The following is a 19,546-nucleotide window of genomic DNA, read 5'->3' on the forward strand; positions in this document are numbered from 1 at the left end:
TTGCAGCGAGCCGCACCCTTCCTTACCTTTTGAGAAAAATCATGCGCTATACGCTATTTGAAAACCAGAAAGACGCAGGCATTCTCGTCGCCCGCATCCTGTTGATGGTGCTGTTCGTGATGTTCGGCTGGTCGAAGCTGACCGGTTTTTCCGGCACCGTCGCTTATATGACGTCGAGCGGCGCGCCAATTCCGGAGTTGTCGGCGATCATCGCCGTGGTGATGGAGTTCGTGGTGGGCATTGCGCTGGTGGTGGGCTTCTATACGCGGCCGCTTGCGCTGCTGCTTGGAATCTATACGCTGGCCACTGCGATCATCGGCCACCACTACTGGAACATGACGGGTGCGATGCAGTACGAAAACATGATCAACTTCTACAAGAACCTCAGCATCATGGGTGGCTTGTTCCTGTTGTGCGTGACCGGGCCCGGCAAGTATTCGCTCGACCGGCGTTAAGCGCTGCACCGTGGGTATTCGATAAGTTCCACAAAAAATCCGCCCGGTTGTCCAGGCGGATTTTTCTTTGCATGAAGCAATGCACGCTAGCCGGCAAACTGCGCCAACACGCGCTCACGAATCGCCGGCCGGATATTCGACTGCGCCATATTGCCTTGATAATGCGCGACCACACGCGGGTTCATCACGCGAAACCACAGTGGCGGCACATACGCGAGCATGATCATCGTCGCGTAACCGGACGGCAATTGCGGCGCGCCGTCGAAATGACGCAGCGCCTGATAAGAACGCGTCGGATTCGCATGATGATCGGCGTGACGCTGCAACTGGTACAGAAACAGATTCGTCACGATGCGATTGCTATTCCACGAGTGCTGCGGCTGGCAACGCTCATAACGGCCGCTCGCGAGTTGCTGACGGCCGAGCCCGTAGTGCTCCAGATAATTGACCACTTCGAGCAGCGAAGCGCCGTACGCCGCCTGAATCAGCAGAAACGGAATCGCCGTTTTGCCGAACAGCACGATCATCGCGCCCCACAGCACCGCCGTCATGGCCCACGCGTGCAGGACTTCATTGCGCCATGTCCAGGGCGACTTGCCGAGGCGTTCGAGCCGATGTTTCTCGAGGCGCCACGCCGACGCGATGCTGCCGAACACCGTGCGTGGCAGAAAACGCCAGAACGACTCGCCGTAGCGCGCGCTCGCCGGATCGGGCGGCGTAGCCACGCGCACATGGTGTCCACGATTGTGTTCGACGAAGAAATGACCGTAGGCGACCGGCGCCAGCGTAATCTTGGCGAGCCATCGCTCGAAGCCATCGGTCTTGTGGCCGAGCTCGTGCGCGGTGTTGATCGACACGCCGGTCGCCGCGCCCAGCGATAGCGCAAAGCCGAGATAGTCGTACCACGTCAGGGTGTGCGTGCAGACGATCCACACCGCGCCGAAGAACGACACGTACTCGATGAAGGTGGCGAGATAGACCACCCGGCGGTAATAGCGCTCCCGTTCGAGCTTGGGGACGACTTCCTCGGGTGGATTGCTCGGATCGTCACCGATCAGATAATCGAGCACTGGAATAATGCCGAACACGAAAATCGGCCCGAACCACCAGAAAATATGCCAGCCGGTCTGCAACGCCAGATTGGCGGCGTGCAGCGGCAAGGTGATAGTCAGCGCACCGAGCAGCCACAGATAGCGCTTGCCGTCGACCCACCGAGCGGGGGCCGCTTGCGATGTTGCCATTGTCTCCCTCCTTGTTTTATGTCGCCTGGTATCGGCAAGCCTGGCGCTTGCTGGCCAGTACGCATGCCGGCGGGACCTTGCCCGGCTCCCAGATTTATATGGCCAGACGGGCGGGATAGCCAAGGAATTGGCCCAGGTGGGAGGCTCCAAACAAAGGGGCCGTGGGTGCGGCAGCGGGGGTGGGCGTCGAGCGGGTGAATGAAACGGGTGTTTGCCAATTTGCTGCAGTGCACTTCGGGGCATGGGCTCCGCGTTCAGCGGAAATCACCGAATGATCAAGCCCGCATTGACGCGGGTCCGGTCCCGCCATAAACAAAAACGGCGGCCCGAAGGCCGCCGCCCATTACTCACATAAGCAGCACATCAAACTGTCGCTTCGGCTTCCGCTTCGCTCACCACTTCCTCTGCATCACTGCTGCGAATCAGATGATCGAAGGCGGAGAGCGATGCCTTCGCGCCCTCGCCCACTGCAATCACGATCTGCTTGAACGGAACCGTGGTCACGTCGCCGGCGGCGAACACACCCGGCACCGAAGTCGCGCCGCGTGCATCGACGACGATCTCGCCGTGCTTCGACAATTCGACCGTGCCCTTCAGCCATTCGGTGTTCGGCACGAGACCGATCTGCACGAACACGCCTTCGAGTTCGATGTTCTTCGTTTCGCCCGAACGCAAGTCCTTGTAGACCAGACCATTGACCTTCTTGCCGTCGCCGGTGATTTCCGTGGTCTGCGCCTGCGTGACGATCGTCACATTGGCGAGGCTGCGCAGCTTGCGTTGCAGCACTTCGTCGGCACGCAGTTGTGCGCCGAATTCGAACAGCGTGACTTCACGCACGATACCCGCGAGATCGATCGCCGCTTCGACGCCCGAGTTGCCGCCGCCGATCACCGCAACGCGCTTGCCCTTGAACAGCGGACCATCGCAATGCGGGCAGTACGCCACGCCGTGGTTACGGTACTCGCGCTCGCCCGGCACATTGATTTCGCGCCAGCGGGCACCGGTCGCCAGAATGATGGTCTTCGCCTTCAGCACCGCGCCGTTCGCCAGACGCACCTCGTTGATGCGGCCCGGGATCAGCGCTTCAGCGCGCTGCACGTCCATGATGTCGACTTCGTAGCACTTCACGTGCTGTTCAAGCGCCGTGGCGAACTTCGGCCCCTCCGTTTCCGTCACGGAGACGAAGTTCTCGATCGCCAGCGTATCGAGCACCTGGCCGCCGAAGCGCTCCGCCACGACACCCGTCGCGATACCCTTACGCGCCGAGTAAATCGCAGCCGCCGCGCCCGCAGGACCGCCGCCGACGATCAGCGTATCGAACACCGGCTTCTTTTCCAGTTCCCTGGCCGCTCGCGCACCGGCATTGGTGTCGAGCTTCGCGAGGATTTCCTTAACACCGCTGCGGCCCTGGCCGAACACTTCGCCGTTCATGAACATGGTCGGTACCGCCATGATCTGGCGCGCTTCGACTTCGTTCTGGAACAGCGCGCCGTCGATCGCCACGTGGCGGATGCGCGGGTTGATCAGCGCCATCACGTTCAGTGCCTGCACGACTTCCGGGCAGTTCTGACACGACAGCGAAAAATACGTTTCGAATTGATAGTCGCCGTCCAGGCTGCGGATCTGTTCGATCACCGCATCGTCGAGCTTGACCGGATGGCCGCCGACCTGCAAAAGCGCGAGGACGAGCGACGTGAATTCATGCCCCATCGGAATGCCGGCGAAACGGATGCCCGTTTCCTTACCCGGCTCGCCGATCGAAAACGACGGCTTGCGCTCGCTGTCGCCGCGACGTTCGATCACGGCGACGCGTTCCGACAATGTCCCGATATCGTTCAGCAATGCCAGCAGCTCTTGCGATTTCGCGCTGTCGTCGAGCGAGGCGACGATCTCGATAGGCCTGCTAACCTTTTCGAGGTAGGATTTCAACTGAGTCTTGAGATTGGCGTCCAGCATGGCTATTCGATTCCGTGACGTGGGGTGTTGGACCCCGGGCGCCGCACGCATCCGGATAGAAGGCGCGCAGCCCAGGGACGCGCGAACCGCTGTAAGAAGCGGTTCGCACGGCGGTGCGCCGTGAGGCGCTTATTGCGAGAGGCTTTTAGACCTTAGATCTTGCCGATCAGGTCGAGCGACGGGGTCAGCGTTTCAGCGCCCGGCGTCCACTTGGCGGGGCAAACTTCACCCGGGTGAGCCGCGATGTATTGCGCAGCTTGAACCTTGCGCAACAGTTCGCCAGCGTCACGGCCAATGCCGTTGTCGTGAATTTCGGCCAGCTTGATCTCGCCTTCCGGGTTGATCACGAACGTGCCGCGCAGTGCCAGACCTTCTTCTTCGATCAGCACGTCGAAGTTGCGCGAGATTGCCAGCGTCGGGTCAGCGAGCATCGGGTACTTGATCTTCTGGATCGTGTCCGACGTGTCGTGCCATGCCTTGTGCGTGAAGTGCGTATCGGTCGACACGCTGTAGATTTCGACGCCGAGCTTCTTGAATTCGGCGTAACGATCGGCCAGGTCACCCAGTTCGGTCGGGCAGACAAACGTGAAGTCAGCCGGGTAGAAAACGAAAACCGACCACTTGCCCTTCAGGCTCTCTTCAGTGACGGTCTGGAAATCGCCATTGTGATAAGCCTGTGCCTTGAACGGTTTGACTTGACTGTTGATGATCGGCATTTACTGAGTCCTCTTTCGGAGTGGTTGGAAAGTGGAGTCAGTATGTCAGACGTTACTTAATAGGTAAAGTGGTGTGTTTTAATTATGACAATAGTTTGTCGCTATTATAACGGCTACCGGTGGCTATTGCACCGCACCAATCCTCGGGTCAGTCCCTCATGAGCCGCCAAAGGGTTGTGCGGCCGATTCCCAACGCCCGGCTTGCCGCAGCGCGATTGCCGCCGGCCTGTTCGAGAGCGCGTATGACATCCTCGCGGGTGGGTGAGCGACGGCCTGAGGCGTCGCCGGCGGCGTGGGCGTGAGCCATGGCGTCATGCACGTCCGCGGCCGTCTGCCGCATCCGCCCGAATTCCGGAAACACCGTCTGCAGGTCCTGCCAGCCCTCGGCGGCCGAATCGCTCAGATAAATCGCGGCGCGCGCCAGCAGATTTTCCAGCTCCCGCACATTGCCTGGCCACGCATAGTGCTCGAACAAAGGCGTGAGGAACGCCAGCACCCGCTCGAGCGCGGCACCCGACAGCCCGTATTGGAGCGCGCTGCGGTTCAACAAATGCCGCGCCAGTTGCGCGATGTCGCCGCGTCTTTCGCGCAGCGCCGGCAATTCTATCTGGAGCAGATTCAGCCGAAAATACAGATCTGCGCGAAACACGCTCTGCTCGACCAGCGCGTGCAGATCGCGATGCGTGGCGGCAATCACCCGCACGTCGACGGGGGTCGCGCGCCCGGAGCCGAGCTTCATGACCTCACGCTCCTGCAACACCCGCAGCAGCCGGCTTTGCAGCGCTGCCGGCATCTCGCCGATTTCGTCGAGAAAAATCGTGCCGGTATGGGCGATTTCGAAGAGGCCCGGCTTGCCGCCCCGGCGCGCGCCGGTGAACGCGCCTTCCTCATGACCGAACAGTTCGCTTTCGATCAGCCCTTCAGGGAGCGCCGCGCAATTGAAGGCGACAAACGGATTGCCGCGCCGCCGGCTGGCATTGTGGATGCCCTGCGCGACCAGTTCCTTGCCGGTGCCGCTTTCCCCGCTCAACAGCACGGTGGCATCGTGAGCCGCGCCCGCGCGCACAAGCCTCCGCACCCGCTCGAGTGCCGCCGAGCTGCCGACCAGGTCGTCCAGATGGTGCCGCGCGACCAGATGCTTCGGCCGCTGGCTGGTACGCAGCGAGCGGTCGATCCGCTGCGCGACCAGCGCGTCCTGCACCGTGACCACCGAGCCGGAACGCAAGCCCTGCTCGACGATCGGCACACAGTTGACGATCAGCGCGCGGCCGCCGATCTGCTCGATACGCTCCTCGACCGGCATGTCGTGCCCGAGCGTCTCGCGCAGCAACGGGCCAATGGCGCGCGTCAATTGCGCCGGGACGTCCTGTTCGCGGTCGAGTCCGAGCAGATCGAGCATCGCCGGATTGACTGCTTCGAGCCGACCGGCGTCGTCGAAGGCGGCCACGCCGTCGCGCAGATGGGCGACGATCGTGTTCAGGCGTACCCGCTTCGATTCCTTCTGGCGGCTCACGCGCGCCAGTTCGACCGAGCGTTCGAACGCTTCTTCGACCGCGCCCAGCGAGTACAGGAAGACGCTCTCCAGACCGGCTTGCTGGGCAAAATCGCAGGCCATGCCGGGACCGATGATGACGCTGCAGCCCTCTGCTGCGAGGCCGGTGACCGCGAGCCGCACTTCGTCGACCGAGCGGTAGGCGCGCTGTTTCAGGCCGACGTTCAGCCACGCGCTCAGGTCCGCGAGTTCGTGCGAGATGGTTTCGTGCAGGACAAGACCGATCTGCGCGCCAGGCCAGGTCGTCGTGGCGCGGGTGATTGCGCTCAGCACGTCGAAGCCGTTCACCTTGACCATCACCACCGGCACGCTCAGGTTGTCGCGCAGGTAGGCGCCGTTCGATCCGGCTGCCAGCACGACATCGACCGAACCCGCGTCCACATAGGCCTGCAGGGCCGTGACGGCGGCACCGTAACCTTCCCGGACCGAAAAGAACCGGGCTCGCCCGGTGTAACGCGGCGCGACTGTCTCGCAAAGCGATTGCAAGCGGCTGATACTGACCAAGGCAACGCCTGGGCGGCCGGGATGGGGATTGGCAAGGGACGACGTGAAAGTGGGCACCGCAACGCTCCGCTCGTGACTGGAACGTTTCATGAAACGTTTCATGGAACGTTCCAGTATTCTGCCATGAACCGCGTCACCGTTCTCTTTTCGCCTAACCTGCTGATTGCTCGGCACAAATCCTGAGAGCCCGCGAATGGCATGCTTCCTGCAAATTCGAGTCAGCGTTCTATTACTCGCTTCCCTATCTGGAGATATACAGTCATGACCACTTCCGCTACCCGCCGCGCCAACTTCCGCGCCAAAGTCAACCAACGCCAGGGCCTGCTCGTGCCGGGCGCCTTCAACGCAATGAGTGCGCGCGTGATCGAAGACGCCGGCTTCGAAGCGATCTACATCACGGGCGCGGGCGTCACCAACATGTCGCTCGGCCTGCCCGATCTCGGCTTCATCGGCCTTGCCGAAGTCGCCGAGCATTGCGCGCGGATTCGCGACGCGGTCGCGCTGCCGCTGATCGTCGACGCCGACACCGGCTTCGGCAACGCGCTGAACGTGCGCCAGACCGTGCGCGTGCTCGAGCGCAGCGGTGCCGACGTGATCCAGTTCGAAGACCAGATCATGCCTAAGAAATGCGGCCACTTCGCCGGCAAGGAAGTGGTCAGCACAAGCGAGATGGTCGGCAAGATCCGCGCGGCAGTCGATGCGCGCGAAGACGGCAATCTGCAGATCATGGCGCGCACCGATTCGGCCGCGGTCCACGGCATCGAAGACGCGATCGAACGCGGCCATCGCTTCATCGAGGCCGGCGCGGACATTCTGTTTATCGAAGCGACCGAATCGCTTGCCGACATCGAGCGTTTGCCGTCGCTGTTCGACAAGCCGCAACTGATCAACATCGTGATCGGCGGCAAGACGCCGGTGCAATCGCGCGAAGCGCTCGCCAAACTTGGCTACGGGATCGTCCTGTATGCGAACGCGGCACTGCAAGGCGCGGTGCTCGGCATGCAGCGCGCGCTCGGTACGTTGAAGAGCAATGGCCGCCTCGATGAAGACGCGACGCTAGTCGCGCCGTTCAGCGAACGCCAGCGCCTTGTGAACAAACCGCTGTATGACAAACTCGATCGGGAATACGCGGCGAAGGACTGAGCCACATGGACAGCGCGAGACGGTGCGCAAGTCCATCACGACCTGAAAGCGGGAGACCAGAGGCCTTTTGCAACCGAAACGAGCCGCGAACACGGCGTTGATACCGTCAACACCGCCGTGTCGTCGGCTTGCCTTACGCACTGACCATTGCGATCCTCGGCGGTACAAGCGGGTTTGTTGCGTTACGATTCAAGGCTAGCGGCCATGACCCTATTGTTCCAGGTACGTCAGCGTATGGGCCGCGATTTCATTGATCGTCTTCTATACACGCATGCCGGAAACACGTTTCCGAAAGGTAGTCGCAAGAATATGAAGTCAGAACCATCTCGCGGTACGCGCCGGCACGGTGGCGGCGTCATCGAATCCGCGCGCGGTGCGATGAGGAAGGCGCAATGACCGGCGGCGGCGCACGCAACTCGCACATCGGCTGGCTGCCGTATATCGTCGCGGCCACGTTCTTCATGGAGTACCTCGACACCACGGTGATCGCGACCGCGCTGCCACAGATGGCGCACTCGTTCGGCGTCGGGCCGAACAGCCTGAGCCTCGGCATGACGGCCTATATGCTGGCGCTGGCGATTTTCATCCCGGCGAGCGGCTGGGTCGCCGACCGCTGCGGCTCGCGCACGGTGTTCTTCAGCGCGATCGGCGTGTTCACGGTGGCTTCGGTGTTGTGCGGCCTGTCGCAGAACGTGACTGAATTTACGGCCGCGCGGCTGCTGCAAGGCATGGGCGGCGCGATGATGGTGCCGGTGGGCCGGTTGATCGTGGTCCGCAACACGGAGAAGAGCCGCATGATGCAGGCGATCTCGACCATCACATGGCCGGCCATTGCTGCGCCGGTGGTCGGACCGCCGGTGGGCGGCTTCATCACCACGTATGCGTCGTGGCGCTGGATCTTTCTGCTGAACGTGCCCTTCGGTCTGGCAGCAATGGCCGTTGCGCTCGCGCTGGTGCCGAACCTGCGCGGCACCGAACGCAAACCGCTCGACGTCGTTGGCCTCCTGCTGAGCGCCACGACGCTGACGGCGATTCTCTATGGTGCGGAACTGGCTAGCCAACCCGGCGAGAATCCCTGGGTGGCTGGCGCGATCATCGCCGGCGGATTGCTGATGGGCGTGGTGGCGTTCCAGCATGCGAAGCGTCATCCGTATCCGCTGATCGATGTATCCACGCTGAAAATCCCGACTTTTTCCGTGACAGTGGTGACCGGTTCGTTCACCCGCATCGGTATCGGCGCGGTTCCGTATCTGATGCCGCTGCTGTTCCAGGTCGGTTTTGGGTTGTCGGCGTTCAAATCGGGCCTGTTGTTGCTCGCGAGCGCGCTCGGCAACCTCGGCATGAAGGCACTCACCACACGCATCTTGCAACGCTACGGTTTCCGGATGGTGTCGATTGTCGATGTGACGGTGGCCGGTGTTTTCATCATTGCCTGCGGGATGTTGACACCGAACGTGCCGCTCATGCTGGTGTTGTTCGTCGTGTTCATTTACGGCGTAGCGCGCTCGATGCAATTCTCGACGCTCGCCACCCTCGCCTACGCCGACGTCGCCCAACCGCAGATGAGCGCAGCGAGCACGCTATGGAGCGCCGCGGCCCAGATGACGATCGGTTTGGGCATTGCCTTCGGTGCCGTCTCGCTGCGTGCGGCAGCGCTCTTCAACGGCGAGACGACCGGCCATGTATTCACCCTGGACGATTTCCGCCTGGCGTTTCTGTTCGCCGGGGTGCTGACGCTGGTGTCCGTGACCGGCTACCTGGCGCTCGCACGCGATGCCGGACAGAGTATCGGCGGCGGTTCGCGCAGCGTCGAGGACCCGGCGAAGAGCTGAGCGCAACGCGGGCCGGGTGGCAGGGTTTGAAGCGGGAATTGAAGCGGGAATTGAAGCAGCAGCGCCCAACCGGCGCCGCATCCTTTGATTGCTTAACCAGCACAGGCGGAGACACGCGGTGCAAGAAAACGAGCTGACGATTTCGGGCAACAAGGCCGACCTCGACATCGAGATGATCTACGCGTTCCTCTCGCAGGAGACGGCATGGGCGAAGGGCATGCCACGCGAGACGTTCGACCGGGCGATAGAGGGGTCGCTATGTTTCGGCGCGTATATCGAAGGCAGGCAGATCGCTTTTGCTCGCCTGGTAACCGACCAGGCGACATTCGCCTACCTGTGCGATGTCTTCGTGCTGCCGGCGCACCGTGGCAAAGGATACGCGTCAGCGTTGATGAAGCACGTATTCGCCAGCCCCTCGCTGACCGGCTTGCGCAGAATCGTGCTGGTGACGACAGACGCTCACCACGTCTACAAACCGCACGGTTTCAAGGAACTGACGGCGCCGGAGCGCTATATGGAACTGCACAATCCGGACGTCTACAAGACGGCTTGAGCGAAACGCGCCGGGGGCACTAAGCAAAAACCCCTTCCCTGACCCACTTGGTCATGATCCACTTCTCGCCTGCCAGAACCGGTGCGCCCCCATGCAAGCTCAAAGGATCGAGCTGCCGCGCCCCGTTCATGTAGCGAAAATAGACAGCGCCACCCCGCCTCGGGGCAATCGACACGCCAGCATCGGGGAAAAAAGTCTCCCCTCCCGCAGCCACGTCGTTGAGGTACAAAACCAGCGTCGCAACCCGCTGCCCGCCGCGCGCCATATGCACGGCACTGCCCGTCTGCGCAGGCGGAAAATAATCGAAATGTGACCGATACTCGGCGCCGACCCCATACCTCAGCACCTGCAACCCTTCACCATTCTCGACCGGCCAGTTCATCAAGCTGGCAAAGCGCTGTTCGAGCCGTTCGAGGAATGGGTCCGCACCTCGGTGATACCAGGCGCCTTCGCTGGTGCGATTCGGAATCACGTCATTCGAGCCGTTCTCAGGATTGACGGTAGTGGACCGCTTGAGCAAGGGGCGCGACCGTTCGATCATCTCGTCGCATTCTTCGTCCGACATCACATCGGCGAACGCGACGATCTGCGGCCGCTCGCAGCGCATCAGCACCTTGACGTCGCGATCGTAGGCACGAATCAGATTGCCCGCCGCGACCGGCGCCGGATCGTAGCGGTATTCGCCTGTGGCCGCCTCGACACCGCATCGCGCGGCGGCGGCAACAGCAACAGGAGCCACGCGAGCCGCTCCGGTAGCCTCGAACGAAGCGTTCACCGTGGCTCGCGCAAGTTCCGACTCGAAGCCGGCGCCCACCATGGCATCCACCAACACCGCAGGGCTAAAGCCGCGCTCGACATGACTGTTCAACCAGGTTTTCACGGCATCGTTTACGACAGGCATACGTCTCATCCCACATTCAGAGTTCGCTCGTTCAGCGCGCGCAGACCGGACGCGCGGCCAATCGGGCGATGCTGAGGAAAGCAAAGGATGATAGGTGGCCATCCCGTCGTATTTCACGCGACGATTCGGAAATGGGTCTTGGCTGAAACGCATTCAGCGTCGGATTCGACGCGGCGCGACCTACGAAATTTACTACTCGGCCGTCCCTGGGCGGACGAGATGTGCCTGATCGCCGGCAGCCGTTGCGGCACGGTTAACGGCCCGGCGGGCAAAGCCGCCGCACGTCGTGCGGCCGAATAGCGCGCGCCTCAGCCGTAGGCCCGCTCGCGCATCCACTTCGTCATGATCCATTTGTCGCCGCCGAGCACCGGTGCGCCGCCGTGCAAGGTCAGCGGATCGAGTTGCCGCTGGCCGTTCATATAGCGGAAATAGACCGCGCCACCCTTTACTGCCGCGACTGAGATGCCCGCTTCCGGGAAAATCGTTTCGCCGCCGTCGGGCACGTCGTTCAGATAGATCACCAGGGTCGCCACGCGCTGGCCGCCTTGGGCGGTATGCACCGCGCTGCCGCCCTGATCGGGCGGGAAATAATCGAAGTGCGGGCGATATTCGCCGCTCGTGCCGTAATGCAGAATCTGCAGCCCTTCGCCGTTTTCAACCGGCCAGTTCATCAGACTCGATATGCGGCGGTCCATCTGTTCGATGAACGCGTCTTCCCCGCGCTGGTACCAGATGCCTTCGCTGGTGCGGTTGAGGATTACGTCTTCCTTGCCGGTGTCGGGATTGACCGTGGTCGAGCGCTTCAGCCGATGACGCGAGCGTTCGATCATCGCGTCGCATTCGTCAGGTGACAGCACATCCGCGAACACAATCACTTGCGGCCGCTCGCAGCGCATCAACACGCGGACGTCGCGATCGTGCGCACGGATCACATTGCCGCGCGCAACAGGCGACGCATCGTACTGGTAGGTTTGCGGCCCGGCTTTTACCAGCGCGGCCTCAGCCGCTGCCGGTGGCGAGCCCCCTGCGTCCGCCGGATTCTTGCCGAACGCCTTGTGCACTTCCGCGCGCGCGGCTTCCGTGGCGAAACCGGCTTGCACCATCGCGTCGATCATCGAGTCGATGCTGCAACCACGCGCTGCATTGCTGCTCAGCCATGCTTCCCACGATGCATCCACTACTGGCATAGAACTCCCCCGCTTGTCCACGTCACGAAATACTGCATCAACTGGCCGGTTCATAGCAAGGCTCGGTAGAGTGCGCCGGGCTGGACGACTAGCCCGCTATCGGGGGGGGTGACGCCTGGGCGGACGACTAAGCAGCTATCGAGGGGCGACACCTGGGCGGACGACTAAGCAGCTATCGGGGGGCGACACCTGGGCGGACGGCAAAATATCGTCGCCATTGCCTATCGAAAGTTCGAACGGGCGCTGGCCGTGCAGGCGTTTCTCGAGTTCGCGCAAGCCAGGTAAAACCGCTTTCGCTACCCTCACGCCGCCTTTTCGTTATATCCTGTCGAATATCACGATATGCTTCGTGGCGCGCGATGGCTCGCCCGTCACCCGCGCACGACGAAGCGAAACAAGCAAGCAGGAGCCAGCAGCGGTGCGGTTTTCGTTTGTCCATCGTTATATACGTGCAACTATATCGCCAGCGGCGCCCGCATGGCGCGCGCGTCCGGCACGCACGTTCAGCCCGCCTGACGCCAGAACCGGATTCGAGGTCCTCATGCACACGCCCCCGTTTCGTCTTGCCAAGCCCCCGCGTCTCAAGCTGTCCAGCGACGAACTCGCCGGCGCCGGCTTGGGCCCGGCCGATCCGTGCTGCACGCCCGCCAAGGTATCGCTCCCGACCGCCAGACGGCGCGCGCGCCTCGCCGAGCTCGATGGCCAACTGCATTGTTCGATCATCGGCACCTGTCTCAGCACGCACGAACTGCGCAAACTGGTGCCTAAATTCACCGGCCTCAATAGCCGGGACGCGAGCGATCTGGAGATTCATCACTCGGCCGTCGAACTCGCGATCGATGGCGGCGCGGGCGCCAAAGCTCTGCACAAGCTGCTTGACGAGCACTATGCGGCGGCAATCCGCCGCTTCGACAAAGCCGCCGACGACGTCGAACTGCTGAAGCTCTGGGACGAAGCGCTGAAGAGCGGCGACATCCCGCCTGCTTACTGGGCTTTGATGACGCATCCGTATGCGACCTTGTACGTGCGCCGGAGAGCGTTCGGCGAATTGCACATGCTGTCGCATCTGGTTGGCGCGGCGAATCGCGCGGATATCCGCAGGCTGGTTGCGCTCGAAACGGAAAACGCCGAGTTGAAGGAGAAAGCCGAGCGGCAGCAAAGCCGCTTGCAGCAACTCAGCATGCAGCGCGACGCATCGATCGCCGCGCTCAACCAGCAGATCGCGCAACTCACCGCCTTGGCCACGCGCCAGCCGCCGACGGATCCCGCCGATCTCGAAGCCGAGATATCAAGGCTGCGCGACAAGCTGGCCGACACCAACCAGCGGATGGCGCTGCATACGAGCCGCCGTGAGGCCGCTGAACAGCGTGCGCTGCAGGAACAAGACGCGGCGCTCGCGTTACGCAAAAGCCGCGATCAGGCGTTGGCGCTTCTCGAACTGGTGCAAAGCGAATGCGATGCGCTGGAACGCGCGACGGTGGATGCTGCCCACAGCCATGGCGCGGGGACGCAGCAAGCCAGCCTCGACAGCGTGCGCGGCAAACGGATTGTGTATGTGGGCGGCCGTCCCGGCTCGAATGCCGCGCTCAAGCGGCTGGTGGGCGCCGCCGGCGGTGATTTCGTGGTGCACGACGGCGGCGTGGAAGATCGCAAAGGTCTGCTCGCCGCTGCGTTGCCGGGTGCGGATATCGTCGTGTTTCCGGTCGACTGCGTCGCTCACGATTCGATGAATACGCTCAAAAAGGTGTGTGAGCGCCATCAGATCGACTACTACCCGCTGCGCACAGCCAGCGTGGCGAGCTTTGTCGAATTGGTGGAGCGCCTGCGCGCCGGGCAACTGGCGCAGTTGGGCAATCCGCCGCCCTCGGCATTTTGCTTGCGCCACGGCTGAGCGGCAGGGTGTCGGCCCCGAACCGCGAGGCGTGAACGCCGAACGCTGAACCGAGGCGCCGTCGGCCCCAGCCGCTCAGGAACGAATCAACCTGGTCAACTCGGCGATCTGTTTCGCGCAGCTTCGTTGCGCCTCGACTTCGACATCGCGGTAAAGACGAATGATGTTTTCGCCCACCGGCGTCAGCGTACAGCCACCGCCGCTTTGACCGCCTTGCTCCGAGTGGGTGGCGGGCGCTTTGAGCGAGCGGTTCAGTTCGTCGATCAGCAGCCATGCACGACGGTACGACATGCCGAGGCTGCGCGCCGCGGCCGAGATCGAGCCGTATTCGCGCACGGCTTCGAGCAGTTCGACTTTGCCAGGCCCGAGCGCGACGGCGTCGCCGCTGCGGATACGCATTCTGAAGCGCACTTCGGGGCGCGATTTCAAGGACTTTGTCGCGCGTCTTGGTTTGGTTTTCGCGGTATCAGGCATGCGCAAAAGCATACACGAACCGTCTCGCGCTGCCACCCTGGCCGAATGGCCTTCAGTGGTGGCCGGGGAAGCAATGCCCGTAGTCTTCGCAGCCCGGACAACCGGGAGCCGGGCCGGGCTGAAGCCCTAACGAAAGCGCGCGCTGCTGGGCGAGGAATTTCTTCCAGCGCAGATTGTCGACATTCAGCCCGACGAGCGTGGGGAAATAACGCGTCAGCATCCATGTGACTTCTTCACGGCCCGCAAGGCCGAGGTCGCGCCAGAGGTGATCTGGCCGCAAGCACGCGTGGGCGATGATCGAGGCGAGGCACAGCGCGTCGTTCGCGTCGACGGCGGTGCTGGAATGCGTGAGCAGCAGTGCCCGTAGCGTGTCGACGAATGCCGCGTGTTCACTGGTGTCAACAGGCGGCAATGCAGTCGAAGGCGCAGGCACGGGCTCAAGCGCGGCCGCGTGCACAAAGTGCCGCGCCAGCAGTGCGCGCCACGCCTGCTGCGGCAATCCAGGCAGCGCAAGTTCGTCGCGCACGTCGCGCGCGGCAATCAGTCTCGCGAACAGTTGAGTATCGGGCGACGCAGCGCTCGTGGCCGCGGCCAGCCACTTTGCCGTGCGCTCGGCAACCTGCGCGTCGAGCGACGCACGCAGCGGTTCGGTGCCGGGCGCGGCAATCGCATTCGCATTATCCATACGCGGTTATCTCCAGCATCGACGCCTGAGCGGCTTGTTCACTCGTTATGTCGGCGTGTATATTACGCGGCGATGGCCGCGCCGGCGCAAAAACGCATCGATACGCAATATATCGCCAAGCATATCGGCCACTTTTCACAACGCCATGCGCTGACGTCGTAATATAGCGCTCTAAATAACGCATCGGGTTTAATCGCATGATTCGCAAGCTGCTTGCATCTTTCGTGGTTGTCGCCGGCGCGGTGACGGCCGTGCCCGCCTTCGCGCAGGACGATACGGTCAACGTGCTGTACGCCGGTTCGCTCGTCAATCTGATGGAGCGCAGCGTGGGACCTGCTTTCGAAAAGGCCACCGGCCAGCATTTCCGCGGCTATGCGGCGGGCTCGAACAAGATCGCTAACGAGATCAAGGGCAAGCTGCGCCGCGGCGACGTGTTCATCAGCGCGAGTCCGAAGGTGAATGCCAGCCTGATGGGCGAGGCTAACGGCGACCACGTCGCGTGGTACGTGAACTTCGCCGAATCGCCGTTGATGATCGGCTATAACCCGCAAAGCAAGTTCGCCGCGGACTTCAGGAGCAAGCGCTGGGATCAGGTGTTGCAGGAACCCGGCATCCGCATCGGCCGGACCGACCCGAAGCTCGATCCCAAAGGGGCATTCACCGTCGAAATGATGACGAAGGCCGCGGAGCTCTACCATCAGCCGGACCTCGTCGAAAAGACGCTGGGCGCAGCTGAAAATCCCGCACAGGTTTTGCCTGAGGAAACGCTGGTGGGCCGCCTGCAATCCGGCCAGCTCGATGCCGGCTTCTTCTACTCGACCGAAACATCCGACCTGAAAATTCCGGCGATCCGTCCGGCGCCCGAATTGCAGGCCAAAGCAAGCTACACGCTGACGATTCTCAGCGACGCACCGAACCATGCGGGCGCGAGCAGCTTCGTCGACTTCCTGCTGAGCGCGCAAGGGCGCGCGCTGCTCGAGCAACACGGCGTCGATGTGATCAAACCCGCCGTGACCGGCAACGTGCAAGCGATGCCGCCGTCGGTGCAAGCCGTGATCGACGCCGCGCAATAAGGTGGTGAAACAGGCGGTGAACCGATCCGCCGCGCGACCGCTGCTGTGGCTGGCGGGGCTGCTTGCCATCTATCTGTGCGCCCCGTTTATCGCGAGTGTGCCGCAACTCGGCGCGGCCGATTGGCCGAATGTCGACTGGGCCGCAGTGTGGTCAGCGGTCGGCGTATCGGCGGCGAGCGCCAGTGTCGCCTCGTTCGTGATTCTGCTTGGCGGCGTGCCGCTCGGCTATTTTCTGGCGCGCTCGAACTCGCGCAAGATGGCGCTGCTCGGCTTCGTCGTGCAGTTGCCGCTTGCCTTGCCACCGCTCACGAGCGGCGTGCTGCTCCTGTTTCTGCTCGGCCCGTATAGCTGGGTCGGCCGCTTCACCAATGGGGCGCTGACGGATTCGTTTGCCGGCATCGTGCTCGCGGAAATCTTCGTGGCTGCGCCCTTCCTGATCATCGCCGCAAAATCGGCGTTCGCCGCCGTGGACCCCGTGCTCGACGACGTGGCCGCGACGCTCGGCCATCATGCGAGCGGCCGTTTTTTCCGCGTCATGTTGCCGGTCGCGTGGCCGGCGATTCGCGCGGGGCTCGCGCTCGCGTGGTTGCGAGCCTTCGGTGAATTTGGCGCGACGGTGATGGTGGCCTATCACCCGTACTCGCTGCCGGTTTACACGTACGTCGTATTCGGCGGCCAGGGCCTGCCGGCGATGATGCCCCTGCTTCTGCCGACGCTTGCGATTGCGATTGCCTGCGCGGCGCTATCGATTTATAGCCTTCGGCAGAAAGCCGCGCTCGAACAAACCGAAAACGGCGACGACGCGCTGGAACCCGGCACGGATCTAACGGCGAGCCGGGGCGAGACGTCCGATCGCCGTCTCGCCTTTCATTTGCAGCGCCGCTTGGGCGCGTTCGAGCTCGACATTGCGTGGGCGCCTGCGACGCGACGGCTTGCGATCATCGGGCCGTCGGGTTCCGGCAAATCCCTGGCATTGCGTCTGATTGCAGGGCTCGAATCCAACGCATCCTGTTTCGTTCGGCTCGGTGCAGCCGACTTGAGCCCATTGCCGCCCGAGCGTCGCCAGATCGGCTACATGCCGCAAGACTACGGTTTGTTTCCGCATATGACGGTCGCGCAGCAACTCGCATTTCCCGTCGACGCCGACGCAGCCAGCGCGCGTTACTGGCTCGATCATCTCGGCCTCGCGCAACTGGTCGCACGCTTGCCGCATCAATTGTCGTTCGGTCAGCGGCAACGTGTGGCGCTGGCGCGGGCGCTCACGCGTCATAGCGAATTGTTGCTGTTCGACGAGCCGTTCGCCGCGCTCGATACGCCGCGGCGGCGCCGTCTGCAGCAGTCGCTGCGGGCGTTGCAGCGCGAAATTGCGGCGGTGACGATCATCGTCACGCACGATCCCGACGAAGCGGCGCTGCTTGCCGACGAGGTGCTGGTCGTCGAACAAGGGCGCATGCTGCAGGCGGGTTCCATCGACGTGGTGTTCGAACGGCCGGCTTCAATGCGGGTCGCCGAGCTGCTCGGCTTGCACAACGTCGGCGAAGGTTTGATGAGGGCACCTGGGCGCGTTGAAATTGGCAATGGCTTGGTGATAACGACAGGCGACAGCGGTTCTGCGATTTCCGCCGGGCAACGGGTGATGTGGCGCATCTCTTCGCACGCCGTGGTTGTTTCGCCCGATGGCGCTTATGCCGGCGTGGTCGACGCGGTCGAGTTACGGCGCGGTGAGCGATATGTCCGACTGAATATCGCGGGGGTGCGGTTCGAGATCGCGAACGAAGATACCCGGCTGCGGGAAGGAAGCCCTTGCCGGATGGATATTGATGGTTCGGGCGTGTCGGTCTGGAATGCGAACTGACACATTCGGTCTGGCTCTGGCAGCGGCATGACGGTATAGCCGCCAACGCGGCCAGAGCCCAACACCGGGCTAACCCTCGCTCGCGTGCGCCCGCTTCCTGACTTCAGAAAACGCCACATCCACGAGCAATTTTCCAGAATCGAAAACGGTCACGAGTACTTCTTCCCAATCCCCTTCAACGGTACGGCTGTCCCCCACCACCGGCAGCGTCGCCGTCCGATACTCGCCCGTGTGACGGTTCACCAGCAACGTAAGCCGCCCTTTCATCGACCGCTTGCCGGTGTCGGTGACCGGATCCTTGTATACGTCGTGCCATTCATCCCCAAGCCGGATCGCCGAACACTTCATGGCGAACCGCTGCGTATCGCGGTTGATCTGCTGCAGCAACGCGCCGCCCATGCCGAAGACGATGTTGTCCGCTGCAAAGCCGGCTTCGTCCATGCCCGCAAGAATCGCCTCGATAGAATCCGGATTCACGCCGTCGCCCTGAATCACGCGGACGTTATTGAGCACGCGCCGCCCCTTGCCGTTCACCGTTGAACCGAACGACGCCTCGAGCGCCCGCATGGTCTGCAGGACAATCGTCAACGGATCGCCAGAATCGGGCCGGATCACCAGCGTGCCGCCAGAATCGAGCACCGCCTGCTTCAACTCCGTGCCCCATACCTCGAGCGCGGCGAACAGGTCGTAGGAATCGGACACCACCGAAACGATCGCTCCCGGCTTGCCGAACTTCGCGATCATGTTGCGGAACGCGTCGGTTTCACGCTCGCGCCCCCATGACGTGATCGTGCTGTGCTCCGCAGCCGGTACCGAAAACGCCGCCATCGGTTCGTTGTAGTAGTGGTTCGCGGCAACTACGCCAAGCACCGTATCCGAGCCCATGAAATTGACGAGATGCGCCGAGCCGCCGATCGCCGCCGACTCCGCACTCGACACGCCGCGCGCACCGAAATCGTGCAGCTTGAACGGCAATTGCGTGAGGTCGTCGCTACTCTTCTCCAGATAGGCGCGGATCGTTTTGCGCAGATGCCAGCTTTGCGTCGCGACCGTAATCGGGTACCACACGCGCATTAGCATCGTTTCCAGATACGAGGCCAGCCAGAATACCTGTGGATCGTCGCATTCGACCGTGACCAGAACGTTGTGCGTGGGCACGACCGAGCCTTCCGGCACCGCGCGAATCCGCACCGGCAGATAGCCGTTATAGTGTTCGACGATGTAACGCCAGCCGGCTTCGTTGAACGGCTCGCCATGCGCCGTGAAAAACGCCTTCGCCTGACCGATCATCTCGGCGGTAATCGGGCGGCACAGATACTCCTTGATCAGCATCTGCAGACCGAAGAACAGCGTGCGGTCATAGCGTCCGCCGCGCGACTCGATGTATGAAAACATCGCCGACGCTTCGGGCGGATATTGCAGATAGTGCGACGCCTTGTACGAATCCGTGTTGAGGATCGGATTGGACCGGATCGACGCCATGTCGTTGAACGGGTTTATATCGTTTTGCATGGATGCTGCTGCGCTC

General features: G+C 62.6%; 16 protein-coding genes. 7 read left to right on the plus strand and 9 right to left on the minus strand.

Going from position 1 to position 19,546, the window contains the following annotated elements:
• Positions 1–41: 41 nt before the first annotated feature.
• The gene (locus AYM40_RS27300; protein ID WP_063499248.1) at positions 42–455 is read left to right on the plus strand and encodes a DoxX family protein; all 414 of its coding nucleotides are present in this window, start codon (positions 42–44) and stop codon (positions 453–455) included.
• Positions 456–541: 86 nt separating this feature from the next.
• On the opposite strand, the gene AYM40_RS27305 is transcribed toward AYM40_RS27300, so the two are convergent.
• The 4 genes from AYM40_RS27305 to prpR form a co-directional block, all read right to left on the minus strand.
• Complete coding sequence (locus tag AYM40_RS27305) at positions 542–1,696, minus strand: alkane 1-monooxygenase (protein ID WP_063499249.1); 1,155 nt, start codon at positions 1,694–1,696, stop codon at positions 542–544.
• Positions 1,697–2,059: 363 nt separating this feature from the next.
• Entirely contained in the window at positions 2,060–3,652 is a 1,593-nt protein-coding gene (gene ahpF, locus AYM40_RS27310; protein ID WP_063499250.1) for an alkyl hydroperoxide reductase subunit F, read from the minus strand.
• A gap of 152 nt (positions 3,653–3,804) precedes the next feature.
• Positions 3,805–4,368, minus strand: coding sequence for an alkyl hydroperoxide reductase subunit C (gene ahpC / locus AYM40_RS27315; RefSeq protein ID WP_063499251.1), 564 nt, complete (start codon positions 4,366–4,368; stop codon positions 3,805–3,807).
• Between the two features lie 148 nt (positions 4,369–4,516).
• Entirely contained in the window at positions 4,517–6,514 is a 1,998-nt protein-coding gene (gene prpR, locus AYM40_RS27320) for a propionate catabolism operon regulatory protein PrpR (RefSeq protein ID WP_148662313.1), read from the minus strand.
• Between the two features lie 171 nt (positions 6,515–6,685).
• On the opposite strand from prpR, the gene AYM40_RS27325 reads away from it, so the two are divergent.
• From AYM40_RS27325 to AYM40_RS27340, 3 genes are all read left to right on the plus strand, one after another.
• Positions 6,686–7,567, plus strand: coding sequence for an isocitrate lyase/PEP mutase family protein (locus AYM40_RS27325; RefSeq protein WP_063499252.1), 882 nt, complete (start codon positions 6,686–6,688; stop codon positions 7,565–7,567).
• 392 nt (positions 7,568–7,959) lie between these two features.
• Positions 7,960–9,399, plus strand: coding sequence for an MFS transporter (locus AYM40_RS27335; protein WP_063499254.1), 1,440 nt, complete (start codon positions 7,960–7,962; stop codon positions 9,397–9,399).
• A gap of 118 nt (positions 9,400–9,517) precedes the next feature.
• On the plus strand, positions 9,518–9,952 hold the full coding sequence (locus AYM40_RS27340) for a GNAT family N-acetyltransferase (protein WP_063499255.1): 435 nt from the start codon (positions 9,518–9,520) through the stop codon (positions 9,950–9,952).
• Positions 9,953–9,971: 19 nt separating this feature from the next.
• Here the strand turns inward: AYM40_RS27340 and AYM40_RS27345 are convergent, their stop codons facing one another.
• Positions 9,972–10,853, minus strand: a complete 882-nt coding sequence (locus AYM40_RS27345) for a 2OG-Fe(II) oxygenase (protein WP_063499256.1) — start codon at positions 10,851–10,853, stop codon at positions 9,972–9,974.
• A 308-nt stretch (positions 10,854–11,161) separates the two neighbouring features.
• Positions 11,162–12,040, minus strand: a complete 879-nt coding sequence (locus AYM40_RS27355) for a 2OG-Fe(II) oxygenase (protein ID WP_063499258.1) — start codon at positions 12,038–12,040, stop codon at positions 11,162–11,164.
• Positions 12,041–12,581: 541 nt separating this feature from the next.
• Between AYM40_RS27355 and AYM40_RS27360 the strand changes: the two genes are divergently transcribed.
• On the plus strand, positions 12,582–13,931 hold the full coding sequence (locus AYM40_RS27360; protein WP_063499259.1) for a DUF2325 domain-containing protein: 1,350 nt from the start codon (positions 12,582–12,584) through the stop codon (positions 13,929–13,931).
• A 75-nt stretch (positions 13,932–14,006) separates the two neighbouring features.
• Here AYM40_RS27360 and AYM40_RS27365 read toward each other — a convergent pair whose 3' ends face one another.
• Together AYM40_RS27365 and AYM40_RS27370 are read right to left on the minus strand one after the other, a co-directional pair.
• Positions 14,007–14,330: a winged helix-turn-helix domain-containing protein gene (locus tag AYM40_RS27365; RefSeq protein WP_063500737.1), complete on the minus strand. Its 324-nt coding sequence runs from the start codon at positions 14,328–14,330 to the stop codon at positions 14,007–14,009.
• Positions 14,331–14,457: 127 nt separating this feature from the next.
• Positions 14,458–15,090: a nitrogen fixation protein NifQ gene (locus AYM40_RS27370; RefSeq protein ID WP_063499260.1), complete on the minus strand. Its 633-nt coding sequence runs from the start codon at positions 15,088–15,090 to the stop codon at positions 14,458–14,460.
• A 197-nt stretch (positions 15,091–15,287) separates the two neighbouring features.
• Between AYM40_RS27370 and AYM40_RS27375 the strand changes: the two genes are divergently transcribed.
• Complete coding sequence (locus AYM40_RS27375) at positions 15,288–16,163, plus strand: extracellular solute-binding protein (protein ID WP_063499261.1); 876 nt, start codon at positions 15,288–15,290, stop codon at positions 16,161–16,163.
• Between the two features lie 16 nt (positions 16,164–16,179).
• On the plus strand, positions 16,180–18,018 hold the full coding sequence (locus AYM40_RS27380; protein ID WP_063500738.1) for an ATP-binding cassette domain-containing protein: 1,839 nt from the start codon (positions 16,180–16,182) through the stop codon (positions 18,016–18,018).
• Between the two features lie 69 nt (positions 18,019–18,087).
• Here AYM40_RS27380 and AYM40_RS27385 read toward each other — a convergent pair whose 3' ends face one another.
• A complete protein-coding gene (locus AYM40_RS27385; RefSeq protein ID WP_063499262.1) occupies positions 18,088–19,530 on the minus strand; it encodes a nicotinate phosphoribosyltransferase in 1,443 nt (480 codons plus the stop codon).
• Between the last annotated feature and the right edge of the window lie 16 nt (positions 19,531–19,546).

This window comes from Paraburkholderia phytofirmans OLGA172, assembly GCF_001634365.1.
Taxonomy (GTDB): Bacteria; Pseudomonadota; Gammaproteobacteria; order Burkholderiales; family Burkholderiaceae; genus Paraburkholderia.

Coding starts and splice junctions, on each gene's coding strand:
- AYM40_RS27335 (WP_063499254.1), top strand. CDS start 7,960: ATGACCGGCGGCGGCGCACGCAACTCGCACATCGGCTGGCTGCCGTAT.
- AYM40_RS27345 (WP_063499256.1), bottom strand. CDS start 10,853: ATGCCTGTCGTAAACGATGCCGTGAAAACCTGGTTGAACAGTCATGTC.
- prpR (WP_148662313.1), bottom strand. CDS start 6,514: ATGAAACGTTCCAGTCACGAGCGGAGCGTTGCGGTGCCCACTTTCACG.
- AYM40_RS27370 (WP_063499260.1), bottom strand. CDS start 15,090: ATGGATAATGCGAATGCGATTGCCGCGCCCGGCACCGAACCGCTGCGT.
- ahpF (WP_063499250.1), bottom strand. CDS start 3,652: ATGCTGGACGCCAATCTCAAGACTCAGTTGAAATCCTACCTCGAAAAG.
- AYM40_RS27300 (WP_063499248.1), top strand. CDS start 42: ATGCGCTATACGCTATTTGAAAACCAGAAAGACGCAGGCATTCTCGTC.
- AYM40_RS27325 (WP_063499252.1), top strand. CDS start 6,686: ATGACCACTTCCGCTACCCGCCGCGCCAACTTCCGCGCCAAAGTCAAC.
- AYM40_RS27365 (WP_063500737.1), bottom strand. CDS start 14,330: ATGCGTATCCGCAGCGGCGACGCCGTCGCGCTCGGGCCTGGCAAAGTC.
- AYM40_RS27355 (WP_063499258.1), bottom strand. CDS start 12,040: ATGCCAGTAGTGGATGCATCGTGGGAAGCATGGCTGAGCAGCAATGCA.
- AYM40_RS27375 (WP_063499261.1), top strand. CDS start 15,288: ATGATTCGCAAGCTGCTTGCATCTTTCGTGGTTGTCGCCGGCGCGGTG.
- AYM40_RS27360 (WP_063499259.1), top strand. CDS start 12,582: ATGCACACGCCCCCGTTTCGTCTTGCCAAGCCCCCGCGTCTCAAGCTG.
- AYM40_RS27385 (WP_063499262.1), bottom strand. CDS start 19,530: ATGCAAAACGATATAAACCCGTTCAACGACATGGCGTCGATCCGGTCC.
- ahpC (WP_063499251.1), bottom strand. CDS start 4,368: ATGCCGATCATCAACAGTCAAGTCAAACCGTTCAAGGCACAGGCTTAT.
- AYM40_RS27305 (WP_063499249.1), bottom strand. CDS start 1,696: ATGGCAACATCGCAAGCGGCCCCCGCTCGGTGGGTCGACGGCAAGCGC.